At 69.2% G+C, this 22,185-nt stretch carries 24 protein-coding genes and 1 tRNA gene; 17 read left to right on the forward strand and 8 right to left on the reverse strand.

The genetic code is table 11. From position 1 onward, the window contains the following. Positions 1–5: 5 nt before the first annotated feature. The 5 genes from murQ to ACFVDO_RS18655 all read left to right on the forward strand — a co-directional run bounded on the left by murQ (position 6) and on the right by ACFVDO_RS18655 (position 4,096). Positions 6–935 (forward strand): N-acetylmuramic acid 6-phosphate etherase, encoded by a 930-nt coding sequence (gene murQ / locus ACFVDO_RS18635; protein ID WP_378857450.1) that lies wholly within the window; start codon positions 6–8, stop codon positions 933–935. Between the two features lie 11 nt (positions 936–946). Continuing rightward, positions 947–1,789: a glutamate racemase gene (gene murI / locus ACFVDO_RS18640; RefSeq protein ID WP_378857452.1), complete on the forward strand. Its 843-nt coding sequence runs from the start codon at positions 947–949 to the stop codon at positions 1,787–1,789. Beyond that, the gene (rph, locus tag ACFVDO_RS18645) at positions 1,782–2,513 is read left to right on the forward strand and encodes a ribonuclease PH (RefSeq protein WP_378857454.1); all 732 of its coding nucleotides are present in this window, start codon (positions 1,782–1,784) and stop codon (positions 2,511–2,513) included. The genes murI and rph overlap by 8 nt, the downstream gene beginning before the upstream one ends. Next, complete coding sequence (gene rdgB / locus ACFVDO_RS18650; protein WP_378857456.1) at positions 2,510–3,103, forward strand: RdgB/HAM1 family non-canonical purine NTP pyrophosphatase; 594 nt, start codon at positions 2,510–2,512, stop codon at positions 3,101–3,103. Before rph ends, rdgB begins: the two co-directional genes overlap by 4 nt. 78 nt (positions 3,104–3,181) lie before the next feature. After that, on the forward strand, positions 3,182–4,096 hold the full coding sequence (locus tag ACFVDO_RS18655; RefSeq protein ID WP_378857458.1) for a cation diffusion facilitator family transporter: 915 nt from the start codon (positions 3,182–3,184) through the stop codon (positions 4,094–4,096). Here the strand turns inward: ACFVDO_RS18655 and ACFVDO_RS18660 are convergent. Beyond that, positions 4,093–5,124 carry an NADPH:quinone oxidoreductase family protein gene (locus tag ACFVDO_RS18660; protein WP_378857460.1) on the reverse strand — a complete coding sequence of 344 codons (1,032 nt, stop codon included), beginning with the start codon at positions 5,122–5,124 and terminating at the stop codon, positions 4,093–4,095. The genes ACFVDO_RS18655 and ACFVDO_RS18660 overlap by 4 nt on opposite strands. 111 nt (positions 5,125–5,235) lie before the next feature. Between ACFVDO_RS18660 and ACFVDO_RS18665 the strand changes: the two genes are divergently transcribed. Beyond that, positions 5,236–5,877 carry a TetR/AcrR family transcriptional regulator gene (locus ACFVDO_RS18665; protein ID WP_378857462.1) on the forward strand — a complete coding sequence of 214 codons (642 nt, stop codon included), beginning with the start codon at positions 5,236–5,238 and terminating at the stop codon, positions 5,875–5,877. On the opposite strand, the gene ACFVDO_RS18670 is transcribed toward ACFVDO_RS18665, so the two are convergent. Further along, the gene (locus ACFVDO_RS18670) at positions 5,874–8,306 is read right to left on the reverse strand and encodes an ATP-dependent DNA ligase (RefSeq protein ID WP_378857464.1); all 2,433 of its coding nucleotides are present in this window, start codon (positions 8,304–8,306) and stop codon (positions 5,874–5,876) included. The genes ACFVDO_RS18665 and ACFVDO_RS18670 overlap by 4 nt on opposite strands. A 46-nt stretch (positions 8,307–8,352) precedes the next feature. Between ACFVDO_RS18670 and ACFVDO_RS18675 the strand changes: the two genes are divergently transcribed. Next, positions 8,353–9,162, forward strand: coding sequence for a Ku protein (locus ACFVDO_RS18675; protein WP_378857466.1), 810 nt, complete (start codon positions 8,353–8,355; stop codon positions 9,160–9,162). A 27-nt stretch (positions 9,163–9,189) separates the two neighbouring features. On the opposite strand, the gene ACFVDO_RS18680 is transcribed toward ACFVDO_RS18675, so the two are convergent. Together ACFVDO_RS18680 and ACFVDO_RS18685 are read right to left on the reverse strand one after the other, a co-directional pair. Continuing rightward, complete coding sequence (locus ACFVDO_RS18680) at positions 9,190–9,948, reverse strand: DedA family protein (protein WP_378857468.1); 759 nt, start codon at positions 9,946–9,948, stop codon at positions 9,190–9,192. A gap of 292 nt (positions 9,949–10,240) precedes the next feature. Continuing rightward, positions 10,241–10,322 (reverse strand) — tRNA-Leu (locus tag ACFVDO_RS18685). Between the two features lie 79 nt (positions 10,323–10,401). On the opposite strand from ACFVDO_RS18685, the gene ACFVDO_RS18690 reads away from it, so the two are divergent. From ACFVDO_RS18690 to ACFVDO_RS18720, 7 genes are read left to right on the forward strand one after another with little or no spacing between them, the layout of a single operon-like run. Beyond that, entirely contained in the window at positions 10,402–11,544 is a 1,143-nt protein-coding gene (locus tag ACFVDO_RS18690; RefSeq protein WP_378857470.1) for a CpaF family protein, read from the forward strand. After that, complete coding sequence (locus tag ACFVDO_RS18695) at positions 11,541–12,398, forward strand: type II secretion system F family protein (protein WP_378857472.1); 858 nt, start codon at positions 11,541–11,543, stop codon at positions 12,396–12,398. The genes ACFVDO_RS18690 and ACFVDO_RS18695 overlap by 4 nt, the downstream gene beginning before the upstream one ends. After that, the gene (locus ACFVDO_RS18700; RefSeq protein WP_378857474.1) at positions 12,395–13,333 is read left to right on the forward strand and encodes a type II secretion system F family protein; all 939 of its coding nucleotides are present in this window, start codon (positions 12,395–12,397) and stop codon (positions 13,331–13,333) included. The genes ACFVDO_RS18695 and ACFVDO_RS18700 overlap by 4 nt, the downstream gene beginning before the upstream one ends. 20 nt (positions 13,334–13,353) lie before the next feature. Then, positions 13,354–13,542 (forward strand): hypothetical protein, encoded by a 189-nt coding sequence (locus ACFVDO_RS18705; RefSeq protein ID WP_157310751.1) that lies wholly within the window; start codon positions 13,354–13,356, stop codon positions 13,540–13,542. Positions 13,543–13,548: 6 nt separating this feature from the next. Then, positions 13,549–13,953, forward strand: a complete 405-nt coding sequence (locus tag ACFVDO_RS18710; protein WP_378857476.1) for a TadE/TadG family type IV pilus assembly protein — start codon at positions 13,549–13,551, stop codon at positions 13,951–13,953. Further along, positions 13,922–14,371 (forward strand): TadE family protein, encoded by a 450-nt coding sequence (locus ACFVDO_RS18715; RefSeq protein ID WP_378857478.1) that lies wholly within the window; start codon positions 13,922–13,924, stop codon positions 14,369–14,371. The genes ACFVDO_RS18710 and ACFVDO_RS18715 overlap by 32 nt, the downstream gene beginning before the upstream one ends. Further along, positions 14,368–14,805 carry a hypothetical protein gene (locus ACFVDO_RS18720; RefSeq protein WP_378857480.1) on the forward strand — a complete coding sequence of 146 codons (438 nt, stop codon included), beginning with the start codon at positions 14,368–14,370 and terminating at the stop codon, positions 14,803–14,805. Before ACFVDO_RS18715 ends, ACFVDO_RS18720 begins: the two co-directional genes overlap by 4 nt. A 67-nt stretch (positions 14,806–14,872) precedes the next feature. Here ACFVDO_RS18720 and ACFVDO_RS18725 read toward each other — a convergent pair whose 3' ends face one another. Next, on the reverse strand, positions 14,873–16,063 hold the full coding sequence (locus ACFVDO_RS18725; protein ID WP_378857564.1) for an MFS transporter: 1,191 nt from the start codon (positions 16,061–16,063) through the stop codon (positions 14,873–14,875). A gap of 82 nt (positions 16,064–16,145) precedes the next feature. Further along, complete coding sequence (locus ACFVDO_RS18730; protein ID WP_378857482.1) at positions 16,146–16,949, reverse strand: endo alpha-1,4 polygalactosaminidase; 804 nt, start codon at positions 16,947–16,949, stop codon at positions 16,146–16,148. A gap of 59 nt (positions 16,950–17,008) precedes the next feature. On the opposite strand from ACFVDO_RS18730, the gene prfB reads away from it, so the two are divergent. Next, positions 17,009–18,121: a peptide chain release factor 2 gene (gene prfB, locus ACFVDO_RS18735; protein WP_378857484.1), complete on the forward strand. Its 1,113-nt coding sequence runs from the start codon at positions 17,009–17,011 to the stop codon at positions 18,119–18,121. A gap of 6 nt (positions 18,122–18,127) precedes the next feature. Here prfB and ACFVDO_RS18740 read toward each other — a convergent pair whose 3' ends face one another. After that, positions 18,128–19,075, reverse strand: coding sequence for a DUF2510 domain-containing protein (locus ACFVDO_RS18740; protein WP_378857486.1), 948 nt, complete (start codon positions 19,073–19,075; stop codon positions 18,128–18,130). Positions 19,076–19,167: 92 nt separating this feature from the next. Next, complete coding sequence (locus ACFVDO_RS18745; RefSeq protein ID WP_378857488.1) at positions 19,168–20,040, reverse strand: DUF2510 domain-containing protein; 873 nt, start codon at positions 20,038–20,040, stop codon at positions 19,168–19,170. A gap of 188 nt (positions 20,041–20,228) precedes the next feature. On the opposite strand from ACFVDO_RS18745, the gene ftsE reads away from it, so the two are divergent. Beyond that, on the forward strand, positions 20,229–21,260 hold the full coding sequence (gene ftsE / locus ACFVDO_RS18750; protein WP_378857490.1) for a cell division ATP-binding protein FtsE: 1,032 nt from the start codon (positions 20,229–20,231) through the stop codon (positions 21,258–21,260). Next, positions 21,257–22,171 (forward strand): permease-like cell division protein FtsX, encoded by a 915-nt coding sequence (gene ftsX / locus ACFVDO_RS18755; protein WP_378857492.1) that lies wholly within the window; start codon positions 21,257–21,259, stop codon positions 22,169–22,171. The genes ftsE and ftsX overlap by 4 nt, the downstream gene beginning before the upstream one ends. Positions 22,172–22,185 lie beyond the last annotated feature (14 nt).

The following is a 22,185-nucleotide window of genomic DNA, read 5'->3' on the forward strand; positions in this document are numbered from 1 at the left end:
CGCAGATGACACGCGATGAAGAACTCCGCGACAAGCTGGGAACGCTCTCCACCGAAGCGGTCGATCCGGCGTACGCCGACCTCGATCTCCTCGGCACTGAGGGACAGGTCGCCTTGATGCTGCAGCAGGGCGTGCAGGCTGCAGAGGCGGTCGCCCGCCAGGGCGACAGCATCGCTCGAGCCGTGGACGGCATCGTGGGACGGCGCGCTGCGGGCGGTCGCGTGATCTACATCGGTGCCGGTACGGCCGGCCGGATGGGAGTGCTCGACGCGAGCGAGATCCCGCCCACCTACGGGACGGCGCCTGAGGAAGTGATCGGCCTGATCGCAGGCGGGGATGTCGCGGTCCGTGCCGCGGTCGAGAATGCTGAGGACGACGACGCCGCAGGCCGTGCGGCGGTCGACGGCGTCGGGCTGACCGCGGCCGACGCGATCGTCGGCATCTCGGCATCCGGTCGCACGCCCTTCGTAGCCGGCGCGCTGGAGCGGGCGCAGGAACTCGGCGCGTTCACGATCAGCCTCGCAGGCAACACCGGGTCGTTGATCTCTCGCGGAGTCGATGTCGCCATCGAGGTCGACGCCGGCCCCGAGATCGTCGCCGGATCTACCAGGCTCAAGGCCGGCACCGTGCAGAAGCTCGTGCTGAACGCGCTGTCCACGCTGGCGATGGTGCAGGAGGGCAAGGTCCTCGGCAACCTGATGGTCGACGTGCAGGCCACGAACGAGAAACTCCGTGTCCGTGCGCAGCGCATCGTGATGAACGCGACCGGCTGCGATGCCGCTGCCGCCGCCGCGGCTCTCGAGGCGGCCGACGGGTCGGCGAAGATCGCGATCGCGATCGCGGCGAGTGGGGCGGATGCGGCGACTGCGCGCGCCGCGCTGGAGGCATCCGCTGGGCGCCTGCGCCCAGCTCTGGTCGCCCTCGCCGCCGAGTAGGCTGGACCATCATGAACGACGCTCCGATCGGCATCTTCGATTCCGGGGTCGGCGGGCTCACCGTCGCACGGGCCATCCGTGCCCAGTTGCCGCAGGAGTCCCTGGTCTACATCGGCGACACCGCGCATTCGCCATACGGTCCCAAGCCGATCGCCGACGTCCGCCGCTACGGGCTCGAGGTGCTCGACACACTGGTCGAGCAGGGCGTCAAGATGCTCGTGATCGCCTGCAACACGGCATCCGCAGCCATGCTGCGCGACGCGAGGGAGCGCTACGACGTCCCCGTCGTCGAGGTGATCGGTCCCGCCGTGCGACGTGCGGTCTCGACCACCCGCAACGGGCGGATCGGCGTGATCGGCACAGTCGGCACGATCGGTTCGCGCGCCTACCAGGACATGCTCGAGGTGAACGAGCGGCTCGAGGTGTTCACCGCCGCCTGCCCGCGCTTCGTCGAGTTCGTCGAGGCCGGCATCACCGGCACCCCGGAAGTGCTCGCGACAGCGGAGGGGTACCTGGCGCCGCTGCGCGAGGCCGGCGTCGACACCCTCGTGCTGGGGTGCACGCACTACCCGTTCCTGCGCGGCGCGATCAGTTACGTCATGGGCGACGGCGTGAGCCTGGTCTCCAGCGACGATGAGACCGCCGCCGACGTCTACCGGCAGCTGGTGGCCGGCGACCTGCTCGCCTCGCCGGATGCCCGCCCGACCCACGTCTACGAGGCCACAGGCGACTCCGCCGACGACTTCACCGCGCTCGCGAACCGCCTGATGGGTCGCGAGGTGCGCGACGTGCAGCTCGTGCAGACCGGCGTCATCACCCTCCCCGACATGTCCTTGGAAGGAAACAATGTCTGACATCACCCGGGCCGACGGCCGTGCCACCGACCAGCTGCGCGAGATCACCATCGAGCGGGGGTGGAGCGCGCAGGCCGAGGGCTCGGCGCTGATCAGCTTCGGCGGCACGAAGGTGCTGTGCACGGCATCATTCACCAACGGCGTGCCGCGCTGGCTCACCGGCAAGGGCAAGGGGTGGGTGACCGCCGAGTACGCGATGCTCCCGCGGGCCACCAACAGCCGTAACGACCGGGAGAGCGTGAAGGGCCGCATCGGCGGTCGCACCCACGAGATCTCGCGTCTGATCGGCCGGGCGCTGCGCGCCGTCGTCGACACCAAGGCGCTCGGCGAGAACACGATCGTCATCGACTGCGATGTGCTGCAGGCAGACGGCGGCACCCGCACCGCCGCGATCACCGGCGCCTACGTCGCCCTCGCGGACGCGATCGAATGGGGCCGCGAGAAGAAGTTCATCGGCAAGAACTCCACGCCTCTGCTCGACTCGGTGGCGGCCGTGTCGGTCGGCATCATCGACGGTGAGCCCATGCTCGATCTGGCATATGTCGAGGACGTCCGCGCCGAGACCGACATGAACATCGTCGTCACCGGCCGCGGCCTCTTCGTCGAGGTGCAAGGCACGGCCGAGGGCGCGCCGTTCGACAAGCGGGAGCTCGACGCACTGCTCGACCTGGGTGTGGCCGGCTGCGCGGAGCTGAAGGACCTGCAGCTGAAGGCGCTCGCGTGAAGATCGTCCTCGCCACGCACAACCCGCACAAGATCGATGAGTTCCGCGCCCTGGTGGGGAGCGTCCGTCCCGACCTCGAGATCGTCGGGTACGACGGCCCCGAGCCGGTCGAGGACGGCGTGACGTTCGCCGAGAACGCCCTGATCAAGGCGCGTGCCGCCGCCGAGCACACCGGGCTGCCTGCCGTGGCCGATGACTCCGGCATCTGCGTGGACGTACTGGGCGGCTCGCCCGGAGTGTTCTCCGCATACTGGGCGGGACAGAAGAAGGATGCGGTCGCCAATCTCGAGCTGCTGCTGGACCAGCTGCGCGACATCGCCGACCCGCACCGCGCGGCGCAGTTCCATGCGACGATCGCGCTGGTCATCCCCGGCGGCGTCGAGCAGACGGCGCAGGGGATCTGGCCCGGGCGCCTCGCACACGCTCCGGCCGGGCCGGGCGGATTCGGGTACGACCCGATCTTCATCCCGGACGGGCAGGATGCCGGTTCCGAGCGCACAGTGGGGGAGTACTCCGCCGCCGAGAAGCAGGCCGACTCGCACCGCGCCCGCGCCTTCGCTGCGGTTCTCCCGCTGCTCGAGCAGCTCTAGTCGGTACTGAGAATCATCCCCATTCCCGACTAGGCGAAAAGGCCCTTCACCAGGGAGTTCCCGGCCTACCCTTGAGGCATGCACGATCACGCGCCCACCGACCTCCGGTCGTCGAGCAACCGCCGGCTGCTGACGATCTCGCTGTGCCTGACCGCCTCGGTGATGATCGTGCAGGTCGTCGGCGCGATCATGAGCGGATCGCTCGCGCTCCTCGCCGACGCCGCCCACATGTTCACCGACTCGTCCGCGCTGGTGATCGCGCTGATCGCCAGCACGGTCGCCGCGCGCCCGGCTGACGATCGGCGCACGTTCGGCTACCAGCGTGCCGAGGTCTTCGGCGCCCTGATCAACTCGATCATCCTGATCGTGCTCGCGACCGTGGTCGCGGTCCGCGGCATCAGTCGGCTGCTGAACCCCGCCGATGTCGAGGTTCAGGGCGGCGTCATGCTGGTCGTCGCGATCGTCGGCATGCTCGCCAACGCGATCTCGATGTGGCTGCTCAGCCGCGCGCAGAAGCACAGCATCAACGTGCGGGGCGCCTACCTCGAGGTGATGGGCGACCTGATCGGCTCGGTCGGCGTCATCATCGCGGCGATCGTGATCGTGACGACCGGCTGGATGCAGGCGGATGCGGTGGCGTCGCTGTTCATCGCGGCGATGATCGTGCCGCGGGCGATCTCGCTGCTGCGCGAGGTGTTCTCGGTGCTCGCCGAGTCGGCGCCCAAGGGCACGCAGGTCAGCGAGATCCGCGAGCACCTGCGCGGCTACGACGGCGTCGTCGACGTGCACGACGTCCATGTGTGGCAGCTCACGCGCAGTGCGCCGGTGTTCACCGCGCACGTGCAGGTCGAGCCCGATGTCCTCACCAGCGGCCGCTCGGCGGCCCTGCTCGACCAATTCCACAGTTGCCTGTCGGATCACTTCGACGTCGAGCACTCCACCTTCCAACTCGAGCCGGCGGACCGGTCCGAGTGCGAGGCGGCGCACGACTAGCCGCGTGAGAGTGTGGCGGAGTCGCGGTGCTGAGGTACGAGCGCGAGCCTGCCCACGGTGGCGCGCGCTTCGAGCTGCTGAAGGGTTTGGGGGCCTTCGGCCAGTTCACGGATGACCGGGGCGCTGGGTCCGAGTACTCCGGCCGCGATGAGGTCGAACATCTCGCCCATGACCTGGCCGAAGAGCTGCGGAGCGGATTGGATCAGGATGCCGATGTTCAGCCCGATGACGTGGACCTGGTGCCTGTAGACGAGATCCCAGTTGGTGATCGCGGCTCTGTCGTCCGCCAAGCCGAGAACTACGACACGGCCGGTGACTCGCTTGGTCACTGCAAGACTCGCCTCGAGCGCGGCGCCGCCGACCGACTCCAGGACGACATCCACGCCTGAGCCATCGGTGAGCCGCATGACCTCAGGTGCGAGGTCGGGGCGTCGCGAGTCGATGAGGTGATCAGCCCCCAGCGCGCTGACCGCCTCGTGCTTCTCCGGCGATGCTGCCGCGATCACGATCGCGCCGTAGTGCTTCGCGAGTGTGACGGCGGTTTGGCCGGTCCCGCCTGCGGCTGCGTGGATCAGTACCGTCTCACCGGAGGTGAGCCGCCCCAGGTACCTGAGGGCAGCCAGCGCAGTCGGCCAGGAGACGACCATCCCGAGTGCCTGCTCGTCCGACCAGCCAGAAGGGATCGGGACGCAGCCGGCCGCGAAGAGGACCGCGTATTCTGCGAACGCCCCGCCCATGATCGTGACCCCGATGACATGCGCGCCGAGCTGCACACCCGAGACGCCCTCTCCGATGGCGACCACCTTGCCGGCGGCTTCGATTCCCGCGACGTAGGGCGGCTGCGGGCCTTCGGCGAAGACGCCGCGGGACTGCGAGACGTCGACGAAGTTCACACCGGCAGCGCCCACCCGGATCAGCACCTCGCCGGGGCCGGGGAGCGGAACCTGTGCATCGGTGACCAGATGGAGGTCTCCGGGCCCTTGCAGGGAGGACTGGGTGAGGGCGCGCATTGTGTCAGGAATGCTCATGACAATCCGATCCAGGTTTGTTTGTCGATCAATAAACAAACAGTGCCACCAGGGGGACGGCGCGTCAAGCTAATATTGGTCGAGCGACAAACAAGTAGAGAGGTGCACCTGATGGCGACCCGCGGCCGACCCCTCACCTTCGATCCCGACGTTGCTCTGCAGCGGGCGCTCGAGGTGTTCTGGGAGCGTGGCTACGAGGGCACCTCCCTCAGCGAGCTGACTCGGGCGATGGGAATCGCCTCAGCCAGCATCTACTCGTACTTCGGCAGCAAGGAGAGCCTGTTTCGTCAGGTGATGGAACGCTATGGCGCGACCTCCGGCGCTCCGCCGCGCGCGGCGCTGGACCAGCATCCGCTCGCCCGTGACGCGATCCACGCCATGCTGCGTGCGACCGTTGACCAGATCACCCGCTCGGACGCGCCGCACTACTGCATGCTGATTCTCGCTGCGCCCACCGGTGCTATCGAGAACGAACCGATCCGGGAGTTCCTTGCCGAGAACCGCCGCTCGCAGTTCACCGCGATCAAGCGGAGACTCGAGCGTGGCCTCGACGAAGGTGAGTTCATCGCAGGAGCGATCGACCCCGAGGCAGTTGCCCGCTACTACGCGACGATCGTGCAGGGGCTGTCGATCCAAGCTCGCGATGGCGCAACCAGGGAAGAACTGGAAGACGTCGTCACCGGTGCGATGGCAGGCTGGGCCACCCTCACAAGCGCTCCCGGAGCAGCCCCCATCCCGTCCGGCGCGGACTAGCTCTCCCGGCGCAGCTCCGGCACGCTCTTGTCCGGCCGCAGGCCGCGCCAGCGCGCGTGTCGCAGGATGCCGCCGGGCGTCCAGTTCGCGAACTCGACCTCGCCGACCAGCTCCGGACGCACCCAGAGAGCGTCTGAGGCCTCCGGCTGTGGCACTTCGACCGGCGGCATGTCGACGCGCAGTGGCTGCAGCCGGGCGAGGATGTCGCGCAGCATCCGATCGGTGAACCCGGTGCCCACCCGGCCCGCGTAGCGCAGGGCGCCGTCGTCGTCCGGCACAGCCAGAAGGAGCGATCCGAACGTGTCCGCGCGGTCGCCGTTGCCGGGGCGGATGCCGACGATCGCGGCCTCCTGGGCGCGGGTCAGCTTGAGCTTGAGCCAGGCGGGTGAGCGCGCGCCCTCGCGGTAGGGCGACTCCGGGTCCTTGGCGACGACGCCCTCCAATCCGAACTCCCGACTCGCGGCGAGGGCGGCGTCGACGTCGTCGAACACCGGCGCGACGCGCACGGGGGCGTCCAGCCCGTCAGCGACCTGCTCGAGCAGCTCCCTGCGCTGCCGCAGCGGCATGCCGGTCAGGTCGTGGCCGTTCAGCCGCAGCAGGTCGAACAGCAGGTAGACCACCGGCGTGCGCACCACCTCGCGCTCGATCTCGCGCGCCCTGGTCAGATGCATGCGGTCCTGCAGCCTGGTGAAGCTCGGGCGCCCCTCGCTGTCGAAGGCGACGATCTCGCCGTCGACGACCGCGTTCTCTGCGGGCAGATGCGGGGCACCGTCGGCGGTCAGCTCCGGGTAGCGGGCTGTGACGTCGGCGCCGCTGCGCGCATGCAGCAGCATCCGCCCGTCCGCCCCCTCCTGCGTCGACCACGTGCCCAGCGCGCGGATGCCATCCCACTTGATCTCCGCCCAGCCGCGCGCTCGCGCGAGACCGATGGTGCCGGTCTCGGCGAGCATCGGCTGCGGGGCATCCGCGCTCTTCGGGGTGATCGTGGACGCAGGATGTCGGTGCGACCGGCCCTCCTTCATCCGGTGCAGCAGCCACTGCGACTTCTCGCCGTTGCCGGATGTTCGGATCAGCGCGAGCCGGGCCGTGCCGAGCCGCCCGCCGGGGCGGCCGGTGAAGGTGCCGATCACCTCGTCGTCGCGCCACTTCTCCAGGTCGACGGTGCCGGTGTCCCAGATCGTCATGCCGCCGGCGCCGTACTCGCCATGCGGGATGGTGCCCTCGAACTCGAGGTACTCGAGCGGGTGCGGCTCGGTCATGACCGCGAGATGGTTGCGGGCGGGGGACTCCGGCACGCCCTTGGGCACGGCCCAGCTGATCAGCACCCCGTGGCGCTCGATGCGCAGGTCGTGATGCAGACTGCTGGCGTGGTGCTCCTGGATCACGAACCGCGTCGAATGGGAGCCTTCCGCGGCCGTTCGAGGCATCGGCTCAGGAGTCTTCGCGGCGTCGCGCTTGGCGAGGTACGGGCCGAGCGCGGGAGGGGCTGGGTTCCCCTTCGTCTCGTCGCTGCGCTCCTCGCTCATGAAGCGAGCCTCAGCGAACGGATCGATGCCGGCGGCGACCCGTTCGAGCACCTCGCCGAACTCGAGCTGGGCGAGGTTCGTGTCGTCGAGCTCCGCCCAGGTGCGCGGCGCCGCCACCCACGGCCGCGCCCTGCCGCGCAGTGAGTAGGGCGCGATCGTCGTCTTCGAAGCGCTGTTCTGGCTCCAGTCGATGAACACCTTGCCGGGGCGCAGCGCCTTCGACATCACGCTGGTCGCGAGGTCGGGATGATCGGCCTCGATCATCCGCGCCAGCTCCTTCGCGACCGCGGAGGTCTGCTCGCTGGTCTGCGAACCCGTCCCGTCATCTTCGACAGGCAGCGCGGCGTAGAGGTGGATTCCCTTGCTGCCGCTTGTCACCGGCACCGGATTGAGCCCCATGCCGGTGAGGATGCCGCGCGCGACGCGCGCGACCTCCGCGCACTCGGCGAGCCCGGCGCCGGGACCGGGGTCGAGGTCGAGCACGAGCCGGTCGGGGCGGCCGCGGCCACCGGAGGGAGTGAACCGCCACTGCGGCACGTGCAGCTCGAGCGCGGCCACCTGCGCCAGCCAGACCAGCGTCGGCACATCTTCCGCCAGCGGGTACTCCTTCGTCCCGTCGGAGTGCTCGATCGGCTTCCGTCTGATCCACTCCGGCGCGCCGGGCTCGAGCTGCTTCGTGAAGAAGGACGACGCCGGTGCGTCCGCAGTGCCGACACCCTCGACCCAGCGCTTGCGGGTCACCGGCCGTCCGCGCAGCAGTGGCAGCATCACCGGCGCGATGCGGGTGACGTAGTCGATGATCTCGCCTTTGGTCGTGCCGGTCTCGGGGTAGACCACCTTGTCGAGGTTCGTGACGCGCATGCGGCGGCCGTCGATCTGCACGACCTGCCCGCCGGATGCCATGACGAAAGGGTAGCCCGGGCGTGTACCGCTGGTGTGTACTGGTGCCATGAGGACGATCTGGAAGGGCGCCCTGACCTTCGGGCTGGTGAATGTGCCGGTGAAGGTGTACTCGGCCACTGAGGACCACGACGTGCCGCTGCATCAGGTGCACGACGCCGACGGCGGCCGCATCCGCTACCAGCGCACGTGCGAGGTGTGCGGGCAGACGGTGCCCTACGCCGACATCGACCGGGCGTTCGTCGACGAGGACGGGCAGACGGTGGTGCTGACCAAGGACGACCTCGCCGCGCTGCCGGCCGAGAAGAGCAGAGAGATCGATGTGGTGGAGTTCGTGCCCACCGAACAGGTCGACCTGCTGACCCTCGACAAGGCCTACTACCTGGAGCCGGATTCGAAGTCGCCGAAGGCATACGTTCTGCTGCGGCGCACGCTGGAGGAGACCGACCGCACGGCGATCGTGCGATTCACGCTGAGGCAGAAGACCCGGCTGGCGGCGCTGCGCGTGCGCGGCGACGTGCTGGTGCTGCAGACCCTGCTGTGGGCCGATGAGGTGCGCGAGGCTGCCTTCGAGTCGCTCGCCGAGGACGTGGAGATCAGCAAGAAGGAACTCGAGCTGTCGGCTTCGCTCGTGGAGAGCTACTCCGGGGACTTCGACCCCGAGGCGTTCGTGGACGAGTACCAGAAGGAGCTGCGCACCCTCATCGACGCGAAGATCGAGGCCGGCGAGGGCTTCGACGTCGCGGAGACGTTCGCCGAGGAGGGCGCGGCGGAGGGCGGCGAGGTCATCGACCTGATGGAGGCGCTTCGCGCCAGCGTCGAGCGGTCGAAGGCCGAGCGCGCGAAGGATGCCGGATAGCAGGCATCCTCCTGCACGGCCCGCGCGCTAGTGCTTGCCGTCGCCGTCGAAGTCGGGCGCGCGGTCGAAGACCTCAGGGTCCAGGACGAGCGCCGACGTCTCGGGAGCCGTCACGCCCGCAGCCTTGTCCTGCGCGGCCTCGCGGCGCACCTTGCGGCGCTCGGACAGGTAGTGCCAGACGGTGACGAGCGCGGTGCCGAGAACGGCGGCGATCAGGATCAGGTCGATGTACGACTGCACGAACTCGCTGAGCCACGGGATGTAGGCGATGACGTAGCCGAACATCGTCAGGCCGAAGCCCCACAGCACGGCGCCGATCAGGTTGTACAGCGAGTAGCGCTTCCACGGCATGTGCCCGACGCCCGCGGCCACCGGGGCGAAGGTGCGCACCATCGGCACGAAGCGGGCCAGCACGATCGTCAGTCCGCCGAAGCGCTCGAAGAACGCGTTCGTGCGTTCGACGTTCTTCATGCTGAACAGGCCGGACTCCTTGCGCTCGAAGACCGCGGGGCCACCCTTGTGGCCGATGTAGTATCCGACCTCGCCGCCGATGAACGCCGCCAGCGCGATGAGCAGCGACACCACCCAGATGTTGATGCCGAACACGTCGTTGGTGTGCGTGAGCAGACCGGAGATGACGAGGAGCGTGTCACCGGGCAGCAGGAAGCCGATCAGCAGGCCGGTCTCGGCGAAGATGATGAAGCACACGACTGCGAGTGCCCATGGGCCCGCGCCGCCGATGATCGTGGCGGGGTCGAGCCAGGGGATGAGTCCGGCGTGGTGCAAGAGAGGCTCCCGTCGAATGCTGTGAGAAGCGGGCATGCGGGAACACCGAAGAACGGCACCCCTGCCCGGGATCAAGCATAGAGGCGTGCGGTGCTGCGCAGGCTGTGACTCTGCCTGGGATGCGGGTGATGACCCGAAGTGCGGAAGGTGGGACTTGAGTCCCTCCGGCGCCCTCCACGCGCCGCTGCGCGTCGCGCGGAGCCTCCGCGCCGGTGGGGCCCCGTTGCCCAAGGCGCCTGACTTCAGACTTCGGTCTCCCGACCGAACCTCCGGCCCGGTCGGGAGACTGAAGTGCGGAAGGTGGGACTTGAACCCACACGCCCGAGGGCACAGGAACCTAAATCCTGCGTGTCTACCGATTTCACCACTCCCGCGCGGCGTGAGTCAGTCTACTGTCGGGATCCCTGTGGATAACTTTCGAGGCCGTTTCGCGTTTTCTGACACGATGCCCTCGTGAGTCATCCGTCCGTCGTGGTCGCCGAGCGCGTGCGGCGCCGCCTGCGCCTGGAGAACACCGATCCGTCCACGGCACCCGACGAGGCCCGGCGCATCGCGCAGGCCGAGGTGCGGCGGCACAACGACATGGCGCTCGCCCGCGGCGAACTGTTCATCGACGACGAGCCGGCGCTGGTGCGCGATGTCCTGGCATCCGTGTCGGGCTTCGGCGCGCTGCAGCCGCTGCTCGACGACCCCACGATCGAGGAGATCGTGATCAACTCGCCGGAGCGGATCTTCGTGATCCGCGACGGTGAGAAGATCAGGCTGGACCTGCACCTCACCGACGCGATCGTGCGCGATCTCGTGGAGCGGATGCTGCATTCCACGGGTCGTCGGGTCGACATCAGCATGCCCTTCGTCGACGCCTCGCTGCCTGACGGCTCTCGCCTGCACGTCGCGATCGCGGACGTGGTGCGCGGCTCGTGGGCCGTGAACATCCGCAAGTTCCTGCCGCAGCACCGCACCCTCGATTCGCTGGTTGCGGTCGGGACCATGCCGCCGGAGGTCGGGCGGATGCTGCGTGTCGCGGTCGCCGAGGGACGCAGCGTGATCGTGTCCGGCGCGACCCATGCGGGAAAGACCACACTGCTGGGCGCGCTGCTGGCCTCCTGTGCGGACGAGCAGCGCATCATCACCGTCGAGGAGACCTTCGAGCTCGCCGTGGAGGGCCCCGACGTCGTCGCCCTCCAGGGTCGCCAGGCGAGCCTGGAGGGCAGCGGCGAGATCACGCTCCGCCGCCTGGTGAAGGAAGCGCTTCGCATGCGCCCGGAGCGGCTCGTCGTCGGGGAGGTGCGCGACGCGGAGGCACTCGACCTGGTGCTTGCGCTGAACACCGGAGTGCCTGCAGCCGGGACGATCCACGCGAACTCCGCGTCCGAGGCGCTCGACAAGCTGTGTCTGCTGCCACTGCTGGCCGGCCGCAACATCGATCGGTCGTTCATCGCGCCGGCGCTCGCCGCGTCCGTGTCACTCGTCGTGCACGTCGTGCGTGAAAGCGACGGACGCCGCAGGGTGGCCGAGATCCTGGCGCCGACCGGTGAGGTCTCCGGCGGCCGCATCCTCACGCGTGCGGTCTACCGGGCCGGTGACGTCGCATGACGCTGCTCCTCGGTGCGATGCTCGCCGCCGGACTGGTGCTCCTGGTCTCGCCGTGGCTGTGGCCTGCGGGCGCGCGCGAGCCGCGTCCGGCGCGAGCCGGTGCGCTCACGCGGCTGCTCGGCGAATCCGGCTACGGGCGCACCTCGGCGCGCACACTGATCGCGGTCATGGTCGCCGCCGCTCTCGGCGCGGCGGCCATCGCCTGGCTGCTCACCTCGCTGCCGGTGCTCGGCGTCCTCGCCGGACTCGTGGGAGCCGCCGCGCCGGTGCTGTTCCTGCGCGGGCGCCGGCTGCGGCTGCGCAAAGCACGCCGACAGCTGTGGCCCGACGTCTGCGACCTGCTCGTCGCGGCGATCCGCGTCGGCCTGTCCCTGCCAGATGCCGTCGCCTCCCTTGCCGAGAGCGCGCCGCAGGCGGTGCGCCCGGCGTTCGCCGTGTTCGCCCGTGACCTGCGAGCGACCGGGCGCTTCGAGAGCAGCCTCGACCGGCTGAAGGCGACGCTGGCCGACCCGATCGCCGATCGGATCATCGAGACGCTGCGGATGGCGCGCCAGGTGGGCGGCACGGAGTTGACCGGCGTGCTGCGTGCGCTGTCATCGTCGGTCCGTGCGGATGCCGCGCTGCGCGGCGAGGTCGAGGCGCGGCAGTCCTGGATCCGCGGTGCGGCAGTGCTCGGCACCATCGCCCCCTGGGTGATCCTCGCGCTGCTGGCGATGCGGCCGGAGGGCGCTCGGGCCTATTCGACTCCCGAAGGCGTGCTCGTGATCGTCGTGGGCGCGATCGTGTCGGTCGTGGCGTACCGCATGATGCTGCGTATCGGCCGCCTTCCGGAGCCGGGACGGTGGTTCGGGTGAGCGGCGTGACCGATGCCGCCATCGCGGTACTGCTCGGCGGGGCGCTCGCCGCGGGGCTGATCGCGATCCTGTTCGCACTTCCGCGCTGGCGCGCGCTGCCGCTGGACCGCCGGATCGCCCCCTATGTGCGCGATGTCGTGCCCGATGAGCTGCTGCCCTCGGGCGTCCTTCCCAGCTCGGGCGTGCTGCCGGTGAACGGTCGGGGCGTGCGGGATCGAGTGCAGTCGGCATTCGAACGGATGCTGGGTGGTGGTGAGGTGCTGCGCCAGCGTCTGTCGCAGGCCGGCAGCGATCAGGACCCGGCACGCTTCCGCGCCCGTCAGCTGGGCTGGGGCCTGACGGGCCTCATGCTCGGTGCGATCGCGGTCGTCGCACTGGCGTTGTCGGGGCGGCTGAGCGTGCCTGCCGCGCTGCTGCCGATCATCTGCGCGGCTGTCGCCGCGGTGGGCTACGACGCCCAGCTGACCGCACGCGCGAAGGCCCGCCGCGCACGGTTGGCCGATGAGCTGCCGACCATGCTGGAGTTCCTCGCGCTGTGCCTGTCGGCGGGAGAGTCGCTGCCCGATGCGCTGAAGCGGGTGTCGTCGATCGGCACGGGCGAGCTCACAGAGGAGCTGCGGAGGGTGGTGCTGGCCGTGAACACCGGGTCGTCGCTCGCCGATGCCCTGATCGAGATGGCGGGCCGATTGCAGTTGCCGGCGCTGAGCCGAGCAGTCGATCAACTGGTCGCGGCGCTGGAACACGGTGCGCCGCTGGCCGGTGTGCTGCAGGCACAGGCCGGGGACGCCCGCGAAGAGGCCAAGCGCGTGCTCATCGAGCAGGCAGGGCGCAAGGAGATCCTGATGCTCCTTCCGCTCGTCTTCCTGATTCTGCCGTTGAGCGTTCTTTTCGCGATCTACCCGGGGATGTTCATACTGCGGCTCGGCCTCGGCTGAGCCCCGATCGGAGGAAACACATGAAGACCATCAGACGCTGGTTCCGCGACGCGCAGGAACTCGCCGCCGACGAGCGCGGCGACGTTCCGGGCTGGGTGCTGGTCACGTTGATGACGGCAGGTCTTGTCGTTCTGATCTGGGCTGTCGCCGGTCCGGCGCTGACGGATCTGTTCAAGCAGGCGATGTCCAGCGTCTCGGGCATCGGCTGACCGCACGTGTCCAGACGGGAGCGCGTGCTGAGCGACGACAGCGGGTCCAGCCCCGTCGAGTTCGTCCTCGTGGGTGCGCTGCTCACCGCGCTCACGCTCGCGGTCCTGCAGCTGGGGTTCGCCGTGTACGTGCGCAACGTCGTGCATGATGCGGCGGTCGAAGGAGCACACTACGCGGCCCTCGCCGACACGACCCTCGCCGAGGGAGCCGAGCGCACCGAGCAGGTGATCACGCGAGCCGTTGGTACCGACTTCGCCGAGGACGTCGCCGTCGGGGAGAGCGCCCGTCTCGGTCATCCGACCGTCGTGGTGCGGGTGCGCGCGACCCTGCCCGTGATCGGCATGATCGGCGTCCCTTACGCGATGGAGGTGGAAGCGCATGCGCCGGTGGAGACTCTGGGCGACGGATGAGGAGGGCTCTGCTGCGCTGGAGTTCATCACGGCCGGCGTGCTGCTGCTCGTACCGCTGGTGTACCTCGTGATCGCGCTGGGGTCCGTGCAGGAGCAGACCCTGGGCGCCGAGGCCGCCGCGCGGCACACCGCGCGGGCCATCAGCCAGGCATCCGATTCCGGGGCGGCGACGGCACGCGCTGACGCCGTGCTCGCCAGCGTGCGCGAGGAGTACGGCATGGGCGACGTCGACGTCGCTCTGAGCTGCGTTCCCGCCGGCGGTGCCTGCCCCCGAGCCGGAGCGACGGTGATCGTGACGGTGTCCACCCGCGCGGTGCTGCCGTTCATGCCGCCGATCGCCGGGCTCGACGAGATCACGGCGATCCCGATCGAGGCCTCCGCCGCGCAGAAGGCCTCCCGGCTGTGGGGTGAGGAATGACCGGCGTCGCCCGCATCCGCCACACCGTTGCCGACGACGAGGACGGCAGCATCCTGCCGCTCATCCTCGGCTACGTGGTGCTCGCCATCGCCGTCATCTTCGTATGCGTATGCGCCACCGACTTGTACATCGCGCAGAAACGGCTCGACGCGCTCGCCGATGCGGTGGCGCTCGCCGGGGCGGACGGCTTCAGCCTGACCGCCGATGACGGCGAGGTGCGCGCCGAACTCACCGACGACCTGATCCACGAGCAGGCGGAGGCGATCGTCTCGACGACCGCCCCGGATGCGGCACTCGTGTCGGCTTCGAGCCCGGACGGCGTCTCGGCCCGCGTGACCGTCGCCGCGGCGTGGCATCCGCCGCTGTTCTCACCGTTCGTGCCCGATGGCGTGCCGCTGCGCGCCACCGCGACCAGCCGCACGGCGCTGCAGTGACCGGATCGATCCATCCACAGGGGATGCACTTCGCCCACGGAAGTGGGTAGACGACCGCCCGGTTGACCTATGTCGGCATCCGCGGCACGAACCGTGGGATCCAGCGCAGGAATCCGGCGGCGCCGAGCAGCCCGACCGCACCCATCACTCCGACGGCGATCGGGAGAGCTGTCGCCGCGGTGATCGCGGAGACCACCAGCGGCGCGGTCGCCGCGCCGGCATTCGTCAGCGTGCGCCACGACCCGAGGTACGCAGCGGGTTCGGACTGCGGAGCGGTGTCGGCCCCGAGCGTCATCAGGATGCCGCTGGAGAGCCCGTTGCCCAGTCCCAGCACGCCACCGAGCGCGACGAACCAGACCGTCGCCGAGTCGAGCTCGTGCGTGAAGGCGAGCGCCAGGAACCCGAGGCCCATCAGGACCGTCGCCGGCAGCGCAGCCCAGAGGCGGCCGAAGCGATCCATAACCTGGCCGCTGGCGTAGAACAGGGCGAAGTCGATCGCACCCGAGATGCCGACCACGATCGCGATCGTCTGCGCGTCGAGCCCGAGCGAGACGCCCCACAGCGGCAGCACCACCTGCCGTGTCGAGCGCACGGCGGAGAGTGCGGCGGCCGCCACTCCGAGACGTGCGAGCACCTGACGGTTGTTCCACATCGTGCGGATGACGCCGGTGCCGGGCGCACTGCGCGGCGCCGGCGCCGAGGCAGCCATTGACGCCGGGACGTACTCCTTCTCCGGGTCCGGACCGAATGCCACCAGTACCACCGTCGCGCCGACGCACACCAGGAAGAACCAGATCGCAGCATCCGGGGCGCCGAACAGTCCGAGCAGCACGGCGGCCACGAACGGGCCGATGAACACGCCGAGCCTGTTGCTGCCGCCCAGCAGCGACAGGGCTCTGGCACGGAACGCGATCGGCACCCTGGTCGTCATGAAAGCGTGCCGCGCCAGGCCGAACGCCGCCGCGCAGAACCCCATCAGGAACACGGAAGCCGTGAACGCCCACAGCTGCGAGGAGAGCAGCATCAGCACGGCGGAACACATCGACACGAGGCCCGCGACGAGCATCGTCCAGCGCTCGCCGAGCCTGGCGACAGCCCACCCGGCCGGCAGATTGCCGACCAGCTCGCCGACGACGATGGCGGAAGCCACCAGTGCGGCCAGCGCGACGTCGGCACCCAGCCGCGAGGCGATGATCGGGATGAGCGGGATGATCGCCCCATCGCCGATGGAGAACAGCAGGGTCGGTGCGTACACCATCGGCCCGAACTGTCTCAGGACCGTGGATGCACTGCTCACAGCACCACGCTACTGCCGCTGCAGTCCACCGATGGCGCGGGCCTCAGCAGCGCTGGAGCAGGTAGCCCTTCTGGCCGGATGCGACGAGCAGGCGATCACGCAGCACCGTCCGGTCGGGCAGACTGCCCGACTCGCAGGCAGCGGCGAAGTCGTCGAGCGTGTCGGGATACTCGATGTCGATCACGTCCGCTCCGTACACGTTCGTGTACGCCGAGCACTCGTCGAATGCCGCGCATTCCTCGGCGACCGCGAAGTCGAAGCCGGCTTCGTGCCGCATGCGCTCCGTGTGCTCCGCCGCGTTCTTCTGCCCGACAGGCAGGCCCGCTTCGTGCGCCGCAGCCACCAGTCGCGCGGCGGTCTGCACGGCGTCGTCCGCGTCGAACGCCCCACCTGAGCGGGTGAAGCTGTCCAGGTTGTCCAGCTCCACGGCGTCGAAACCGGCATCCGCGCAGTCCTCGATCCACCCGCCGACGCGCTCCACGACGACGTCCCGCACTTCGGCGTCGCCGATGTCGAGCAGCACCTCGTCGGGCCAGTCCGAATCATGAACGATCTCGCCGCCCGAGCGCAGCAGCGCGTCATCCGGCCAGTCCGCGAGTTCGCCCGGCTGCGTCTGGAACGCGTTGACGTAGCAGATCGAGAACACGCCGGATGCCGGCTGCGAACTCCGGTCCCTGGCGACGATCGACGTGCCCTCCGCCGGCTCGTACGGCGTGCCCAGCTGATAGTCGACCCCGCCGACAGGCAGCAGGTCGGATGAGGCGGGGGAGGCGCACCCGGTCAGGGCGACGGCGGCCGCCAGCAGTGCTCCGCAGCAGAAGCGGGCGCGGAGCGTGAGGGAGGGCACAGTCCACACTAACCACGCAGATCGGTGTCCGACCCGCGCGGCGGTAGGCTGGTGGGACCATGCTCGAACTCGATCTCTCCGCCGACATCCAGGCCCTGCGACTCACCTTCGGCGACATCCGTGAGGTCGTCGACGTCTCCCGACTGCGCGACGAGATCGCGCGACTCAGCGAGGAGGCCGGCGCTCCCGACCTCTGGGACGACACCGAGCGCGCCCAGAAGGTCACCAGCGCCCTTAGCCACCGTCAGTCCGAACTCGCGCGCATCGAGGGCATCGCCCGGCGCCTGGACGACCTCGAGGTGCTCGTCGACCTCGCCAACGAGATGGGCGACGAGGACTCCGCACAGGAGGCCCGTGCCGAGCTCGCGACCCTCACCGAGACCATCAACCAGCTCGAGGTGCAGACGCTGCTCGACGGCGAGTACGACGAGCGCGCCGCGATCGTTACCATCCGCTCCGGTGCCGGCGGCGACGACGCCACCGACTTCGCCGAGATGCTCATGCGCATGTACCTGCGCTGGGCCGAGCGCCACAAGTACCCCGTCAAGGTGATGGACACCTCCTACGCGGAGGGCGCGGGCATCAAGTCCGCCACCTTCGAGATCGACGCACCCTACGCGTTCGGCACCATCTCGGTCGAGGCCGGCACGCATCGCCTCGCCAGGATCAGCCCGTTCGGCTCCGCAGACAAGCGCCAGACCTCCTTCGCCGCGGTCGAGGTCATCCCGCTCATGGAGGAGGCCACCGAGGTCGACATCCCCGAGGCCGACATCCGCGTCGACGTGTTCCGCTCGTCCGGCCCCGGCGGCCAGTCGGTCAACACCACCGACTCGGCCGTGCGCCTCACGCACCTCCCCACCGGCATCGTCGTCTCGATGCAGAACGAGAAGTCGCAGATCCAGAACCGCGCCGCCGCCATGCGCGTGCTGCAGACCCGCCTGCTGCTGCTGCAGAAGGAGCAGGAGGCCGCGAAGAAGAAGGAGCTCGCGGGCACTATCACCGCGAGTTGGGGCGACCAGATGCGCTCCTACTTCCTCTACGGCCAGCAGCTGGTGAAGGACCTGCGTACCGGATACGAGTCCGGCAACCCGGCGAACGTCTTCGACGGCGACCTGGACGGCTTCATCTCGGCCGGCATCCGCTGGCGCAAGCGCCGCGACGAGGACGACTGATCCGCGTCAGCGCGCCGCGCCCTCCAGCGTGCCGGTGACGACGTCGCCGTTCTCGTCGTAGATGACGCACTGCACGGCGCGATCGTCGTCGTAGTTCCAGGTGTCCTCGTTGGGCCAGATCCCGTAGTACTCCAACTCGGACTGCTCGTAGGTCAGCCCCACGAAGTCGGTGAACGCCTCACTGCATTTCTCCGTGGCTTCGAGCTCGGTCGCCTTGTCGCCGGGGTAGGCGTCCTGCGACATCTCGTACTCGTGGAACACCTCATCCGAGTGCGGCGACGAGCATGGCACGATGACGAGCTCGCCGCTGTCATCGGTGTACGGCTGATCGCTCGGCATGCAGTCGCCGACCTCGAGCTCCCACCACTCGATGATCTCCGATCCTGGTGGCGTCGTCGCATCGGGTGATGAGGTGGAGGCCGGCCACGGCTCGGTGTCGCCCTGCAGCTCCCTGAAACCGCTGACCATCGCCGCAGTCACGAGTGTCGTCAGCACAGCGAGCGCTCCGACCGCCGACAGGATGATTCCGGTGACGCCCGGCCAGCGTGCGCCAGGACGCACCAGCGCGATGATCGAGAGCACGATCCCGGCCAGGAGCACGAGCAGCCCGACGCCGAAAATCGGCGGTATGCATGCGAGCACTGCCCCTGCGACCGACACCGCGAGCGCGACCCAGCCGAGCGCGGACGGCCGGCGTGCAGCAGGTGCCGTTACCGGCGCCGTGGCGAAAGAGGCGGATGCGGCATAGGGCTGCCCACCCGGATATCCGGGCGCGACCAGCGGATTTCCCGCCTGGTACGACTGCTGAAGCTGCGGTGCGGGCGCCACGTAGGGCGGCTCGAAGACGGGGACCGGGGCAGCCTCGACCGGCGCGAAATGCTCGGTCCACTGCGTTCCGTCCCACCAGCGCTGGCGACCGGAACCGTCGTCGTACCAGCCTGCGGGGATGCTCATGGCTCATCTTCCCACGCCCGGCCGCCACCGAGATACGAGGAAGGGCCCGGCGGTGCCGGGCCCTTCCTGATGTTGGCGTTTCGTTCGGCGACTCAGCGCAGGGCGCAGGTCGGTGCAGCGTCCATGAGCTCCTGGCTGAAGGCCGAAAGAGCCGTCGCGTCTGTGAGTGCCGGCTCGCCGGAGGCGATCACCTGCAGCACGTCGTCGGGGATGTCAGAGGCGACGAACTCCTCGCCGAAGCACTGCACCTGCGAGTCGGTGAAGCTCTCCGTGGTGCCGGTTCCGGCGATGATGGTCTCGATGCCGCTGGCGACCTCGTCGGCCGTCGGACGGCCCTCGCCCGTCGACGACGAGCCGCCGTCGTCCGTGTCCTCGGTCTGGGTGTCCGAAGTGCTGAGGGGGGAGCTCTCGTAGTCGCTGACGTTGTTGGCCCAGTAGACGATGCCCACGATGATCAGGATCGACACGATCAGGCCGATGACGGATACCACCAGGCCGACGATGCCCGGCCACTTGGCGCCCTTCAGGAACAGGGCGATGATCGACAGCACGAGTCCGACGAACGGCAGGAAGGCGCCCACGAACGGGATCCAGCAGATGAGCAGACCCAGGATCGCGATGCCGAAGGCGATCCAGGCGAGCACCGAGACCTTCTTCTTCTCGGGGCCTCCGGGGACACCGCCGACGGGGTAGGCGCTCGGTGCGTACGCGCCGGCATAGGGGAGATCCGGCGTCTGGCCGGTGAGCGGGTAGCCCTGGGCGGTCACGCCGGGGCCCTGCGGGCCGGAAGCCTCGGGAAGGCCGGCCGCGGCGAGTTCCGCGGAGAGCCCCTCGGTCAGGTTGTCAGCCGATCGCGGCGCGCCGCCCTCGAACTGCTCGGTCGCGAACTGGTCGGTCCACTGTGCTCCGTCCCACCAGCGCTGCCGGCCGGAGCCGTCGTCGTACCAACCTGCGGGAATGCTCATGATGCTCCTCGTCGCGCCGATGATGCCGGCGCCGATCCTCCGTGATGGGCGTGATCGCCCCCGTGTACGTGTATATCAGCCATGCGCACGGCGGGCCATGGGCAGTGCTGCCCATCGGCGTGGCGGTCGGCGCGCGGGGGAGTGTCGCTCAGGGTCTGCGCCCCGGGCCCGCTTAGGCTCGAAAGGCCATGATCCGATTCGAGAACGTCACCAAACGGTACCGCGGCACCAAGCGTCCCGCCCTGGACGAGGTCGACTTCGAGGTGGAGCGGGGCGAGTTCGTCTTCCTCGTGGGAGCCTCGGGGTCGGGCAAATCCACCTGCCTCCGCCTCATCCTGCGCGAGGATGTGCCCACCACCGGCCGTGTGGCCGTGCTGGGCCGTGACCTGCGCTCACTCGCCAACCGCAAGGTGCCTTACTTCCGGCGGAACATCGGTTCGGTGTTCCAGGACTTCCGCCTGCTGCCCTCGAAGACCGTGTACCAGAACGTCGCCTTCTCGCTGCAGGTGATCGGCTCCTCCCGCGGGTTCATCCAGCAGGCCGTGCCCGAGGCGCTGGCGCTCGTCGGCCTCGAAGGCAAGGAGAAGCGGATGCCGCATGAGCTCTCAGGAGGCGAGCAGCAGCGCGTCGCGATCGCCCGCGCCCTGGTGAACCGGCCGCAGATCCTGCTCGCCGACGAGCCGACCGGAAACCTCGACCCGGCGACCTCGGTGGGCATCATGCAGCTGCTCGCGCGGGTCAACGCCGGCGGCACCACGGTGCTCATGGCCACGCACGAGGCAGGCTTCGTCGACCAGATGCAGCGCCGCGTCATCGAGCTGCAGGACGGCGTGATGGTGCGTGACGAGAGCAGCGGCGGCTACGGAGACACCTCGAACATCCCGATGCTCACGCCGGAGGCGCTGCGCGGGGTCGCGGCGACCGCCGCGCTCACCAAGGTGCAGGAGGTGCAGCGGCAGACCGAGGCCGTCCCGGTGATCGTGCCGGATGTGAAGGATGCCGAGCCCGTTCCGCTCCCGCCGCAGGTGGCTGTGTCAGATGCCGCAGCGGCAGCGCAGCCTGCGGTCCCCGAACCGACAGCCCCGGCCCTTCCACCGGACGGGGCGCACCCCCGCACGCATCCGATCGTCATGCCCGACGTGGACGTCGCCGAGCTCGGCGTCGCCGGTCGCCTGGGGCTGAGCGATGACGACGACGAGGAAGTGGGACCCACCTCGTGAACTTCGGACTCATTCTGAAGGAGGCCCTCGGCGGCCTCCGCCGCAACCTCTCGATGGTGATCTCGGTCATTCTGGTCACCTTCGTGTCGCTGACGTTCGTCGGCGCCGCCATCCTGATGCAGACCCAGATCAGCACGATGAAGGCCTTCTGGGGCGAGCGCGCCGAGGTCACCGTGTACCTGTGCTCGCCGCTGTCGACCACACCGGGATGCGCCGACGGCGTCGCCACGCAGGACCAGGTCGACGCTGTCAAGGCGCAACTCGAGGGAGAGGCGCTCAAGCCGCTGATCAGCGAGCTGCGCTTCGAGACGAAGGAGGAGGCGTTCAAGGACTTCGTCGCCCAGTTCGGCAAGGAGCAGGCCGACGTCTACGGCGTCGACGCGATGTCCGAGTCGTTCCGGGTGACTCTCAAGGACCCATCGAAGTCGGATGTGATCACCGAGGCTGTCGGCGGCATGGCCGGAGTCGACGAGGTCAACGATCAGCGCAAGCTGCTCGATCCGCTCTTCTCCGCCCTCACCGTGGCCACGTACATCGCGGTCGGCATCGCCGTGCTGATGCTGATCGCCGCGGTGCTGCTGATCGCGACCACCATCCGGCTCTCGGCCTATGCGCGGCGCAAGGAGATCGGCATCATGCGTCTGGTCGGCGCGTCGAACAGGGCGATCCAGACGCCGTTCGTGCTGGAGGGCGTGTTCTCGGCGTTCATCGGCTCGGTGCTGGCCGGCATCGCCGTGCTCGCCGGGGTGAAGTTCGGTGTGGAGGGATACCTCGCGGAGCGGGTTCCGTTCATGCGCCCGCTGGTGGGCATGCAGGACGCCGTGTTCGTGGTGCCCGTGCTGATCGTCATCGGCGTCCTCCTGGCGGCGCTGTCTGCAGGATTCGCCATCCGGCGCTGGCTGCGCACCTGACCCTGTAGGCTTGA

The organism is Microbacterium sp. NPDC057741, assembly GCF_042798735.1.
Classification (GTDB): Bacteria; Actinomycetota; Actinomycetes; order Actinomycetales; family Microbacteriaceae; genus Microbacterium.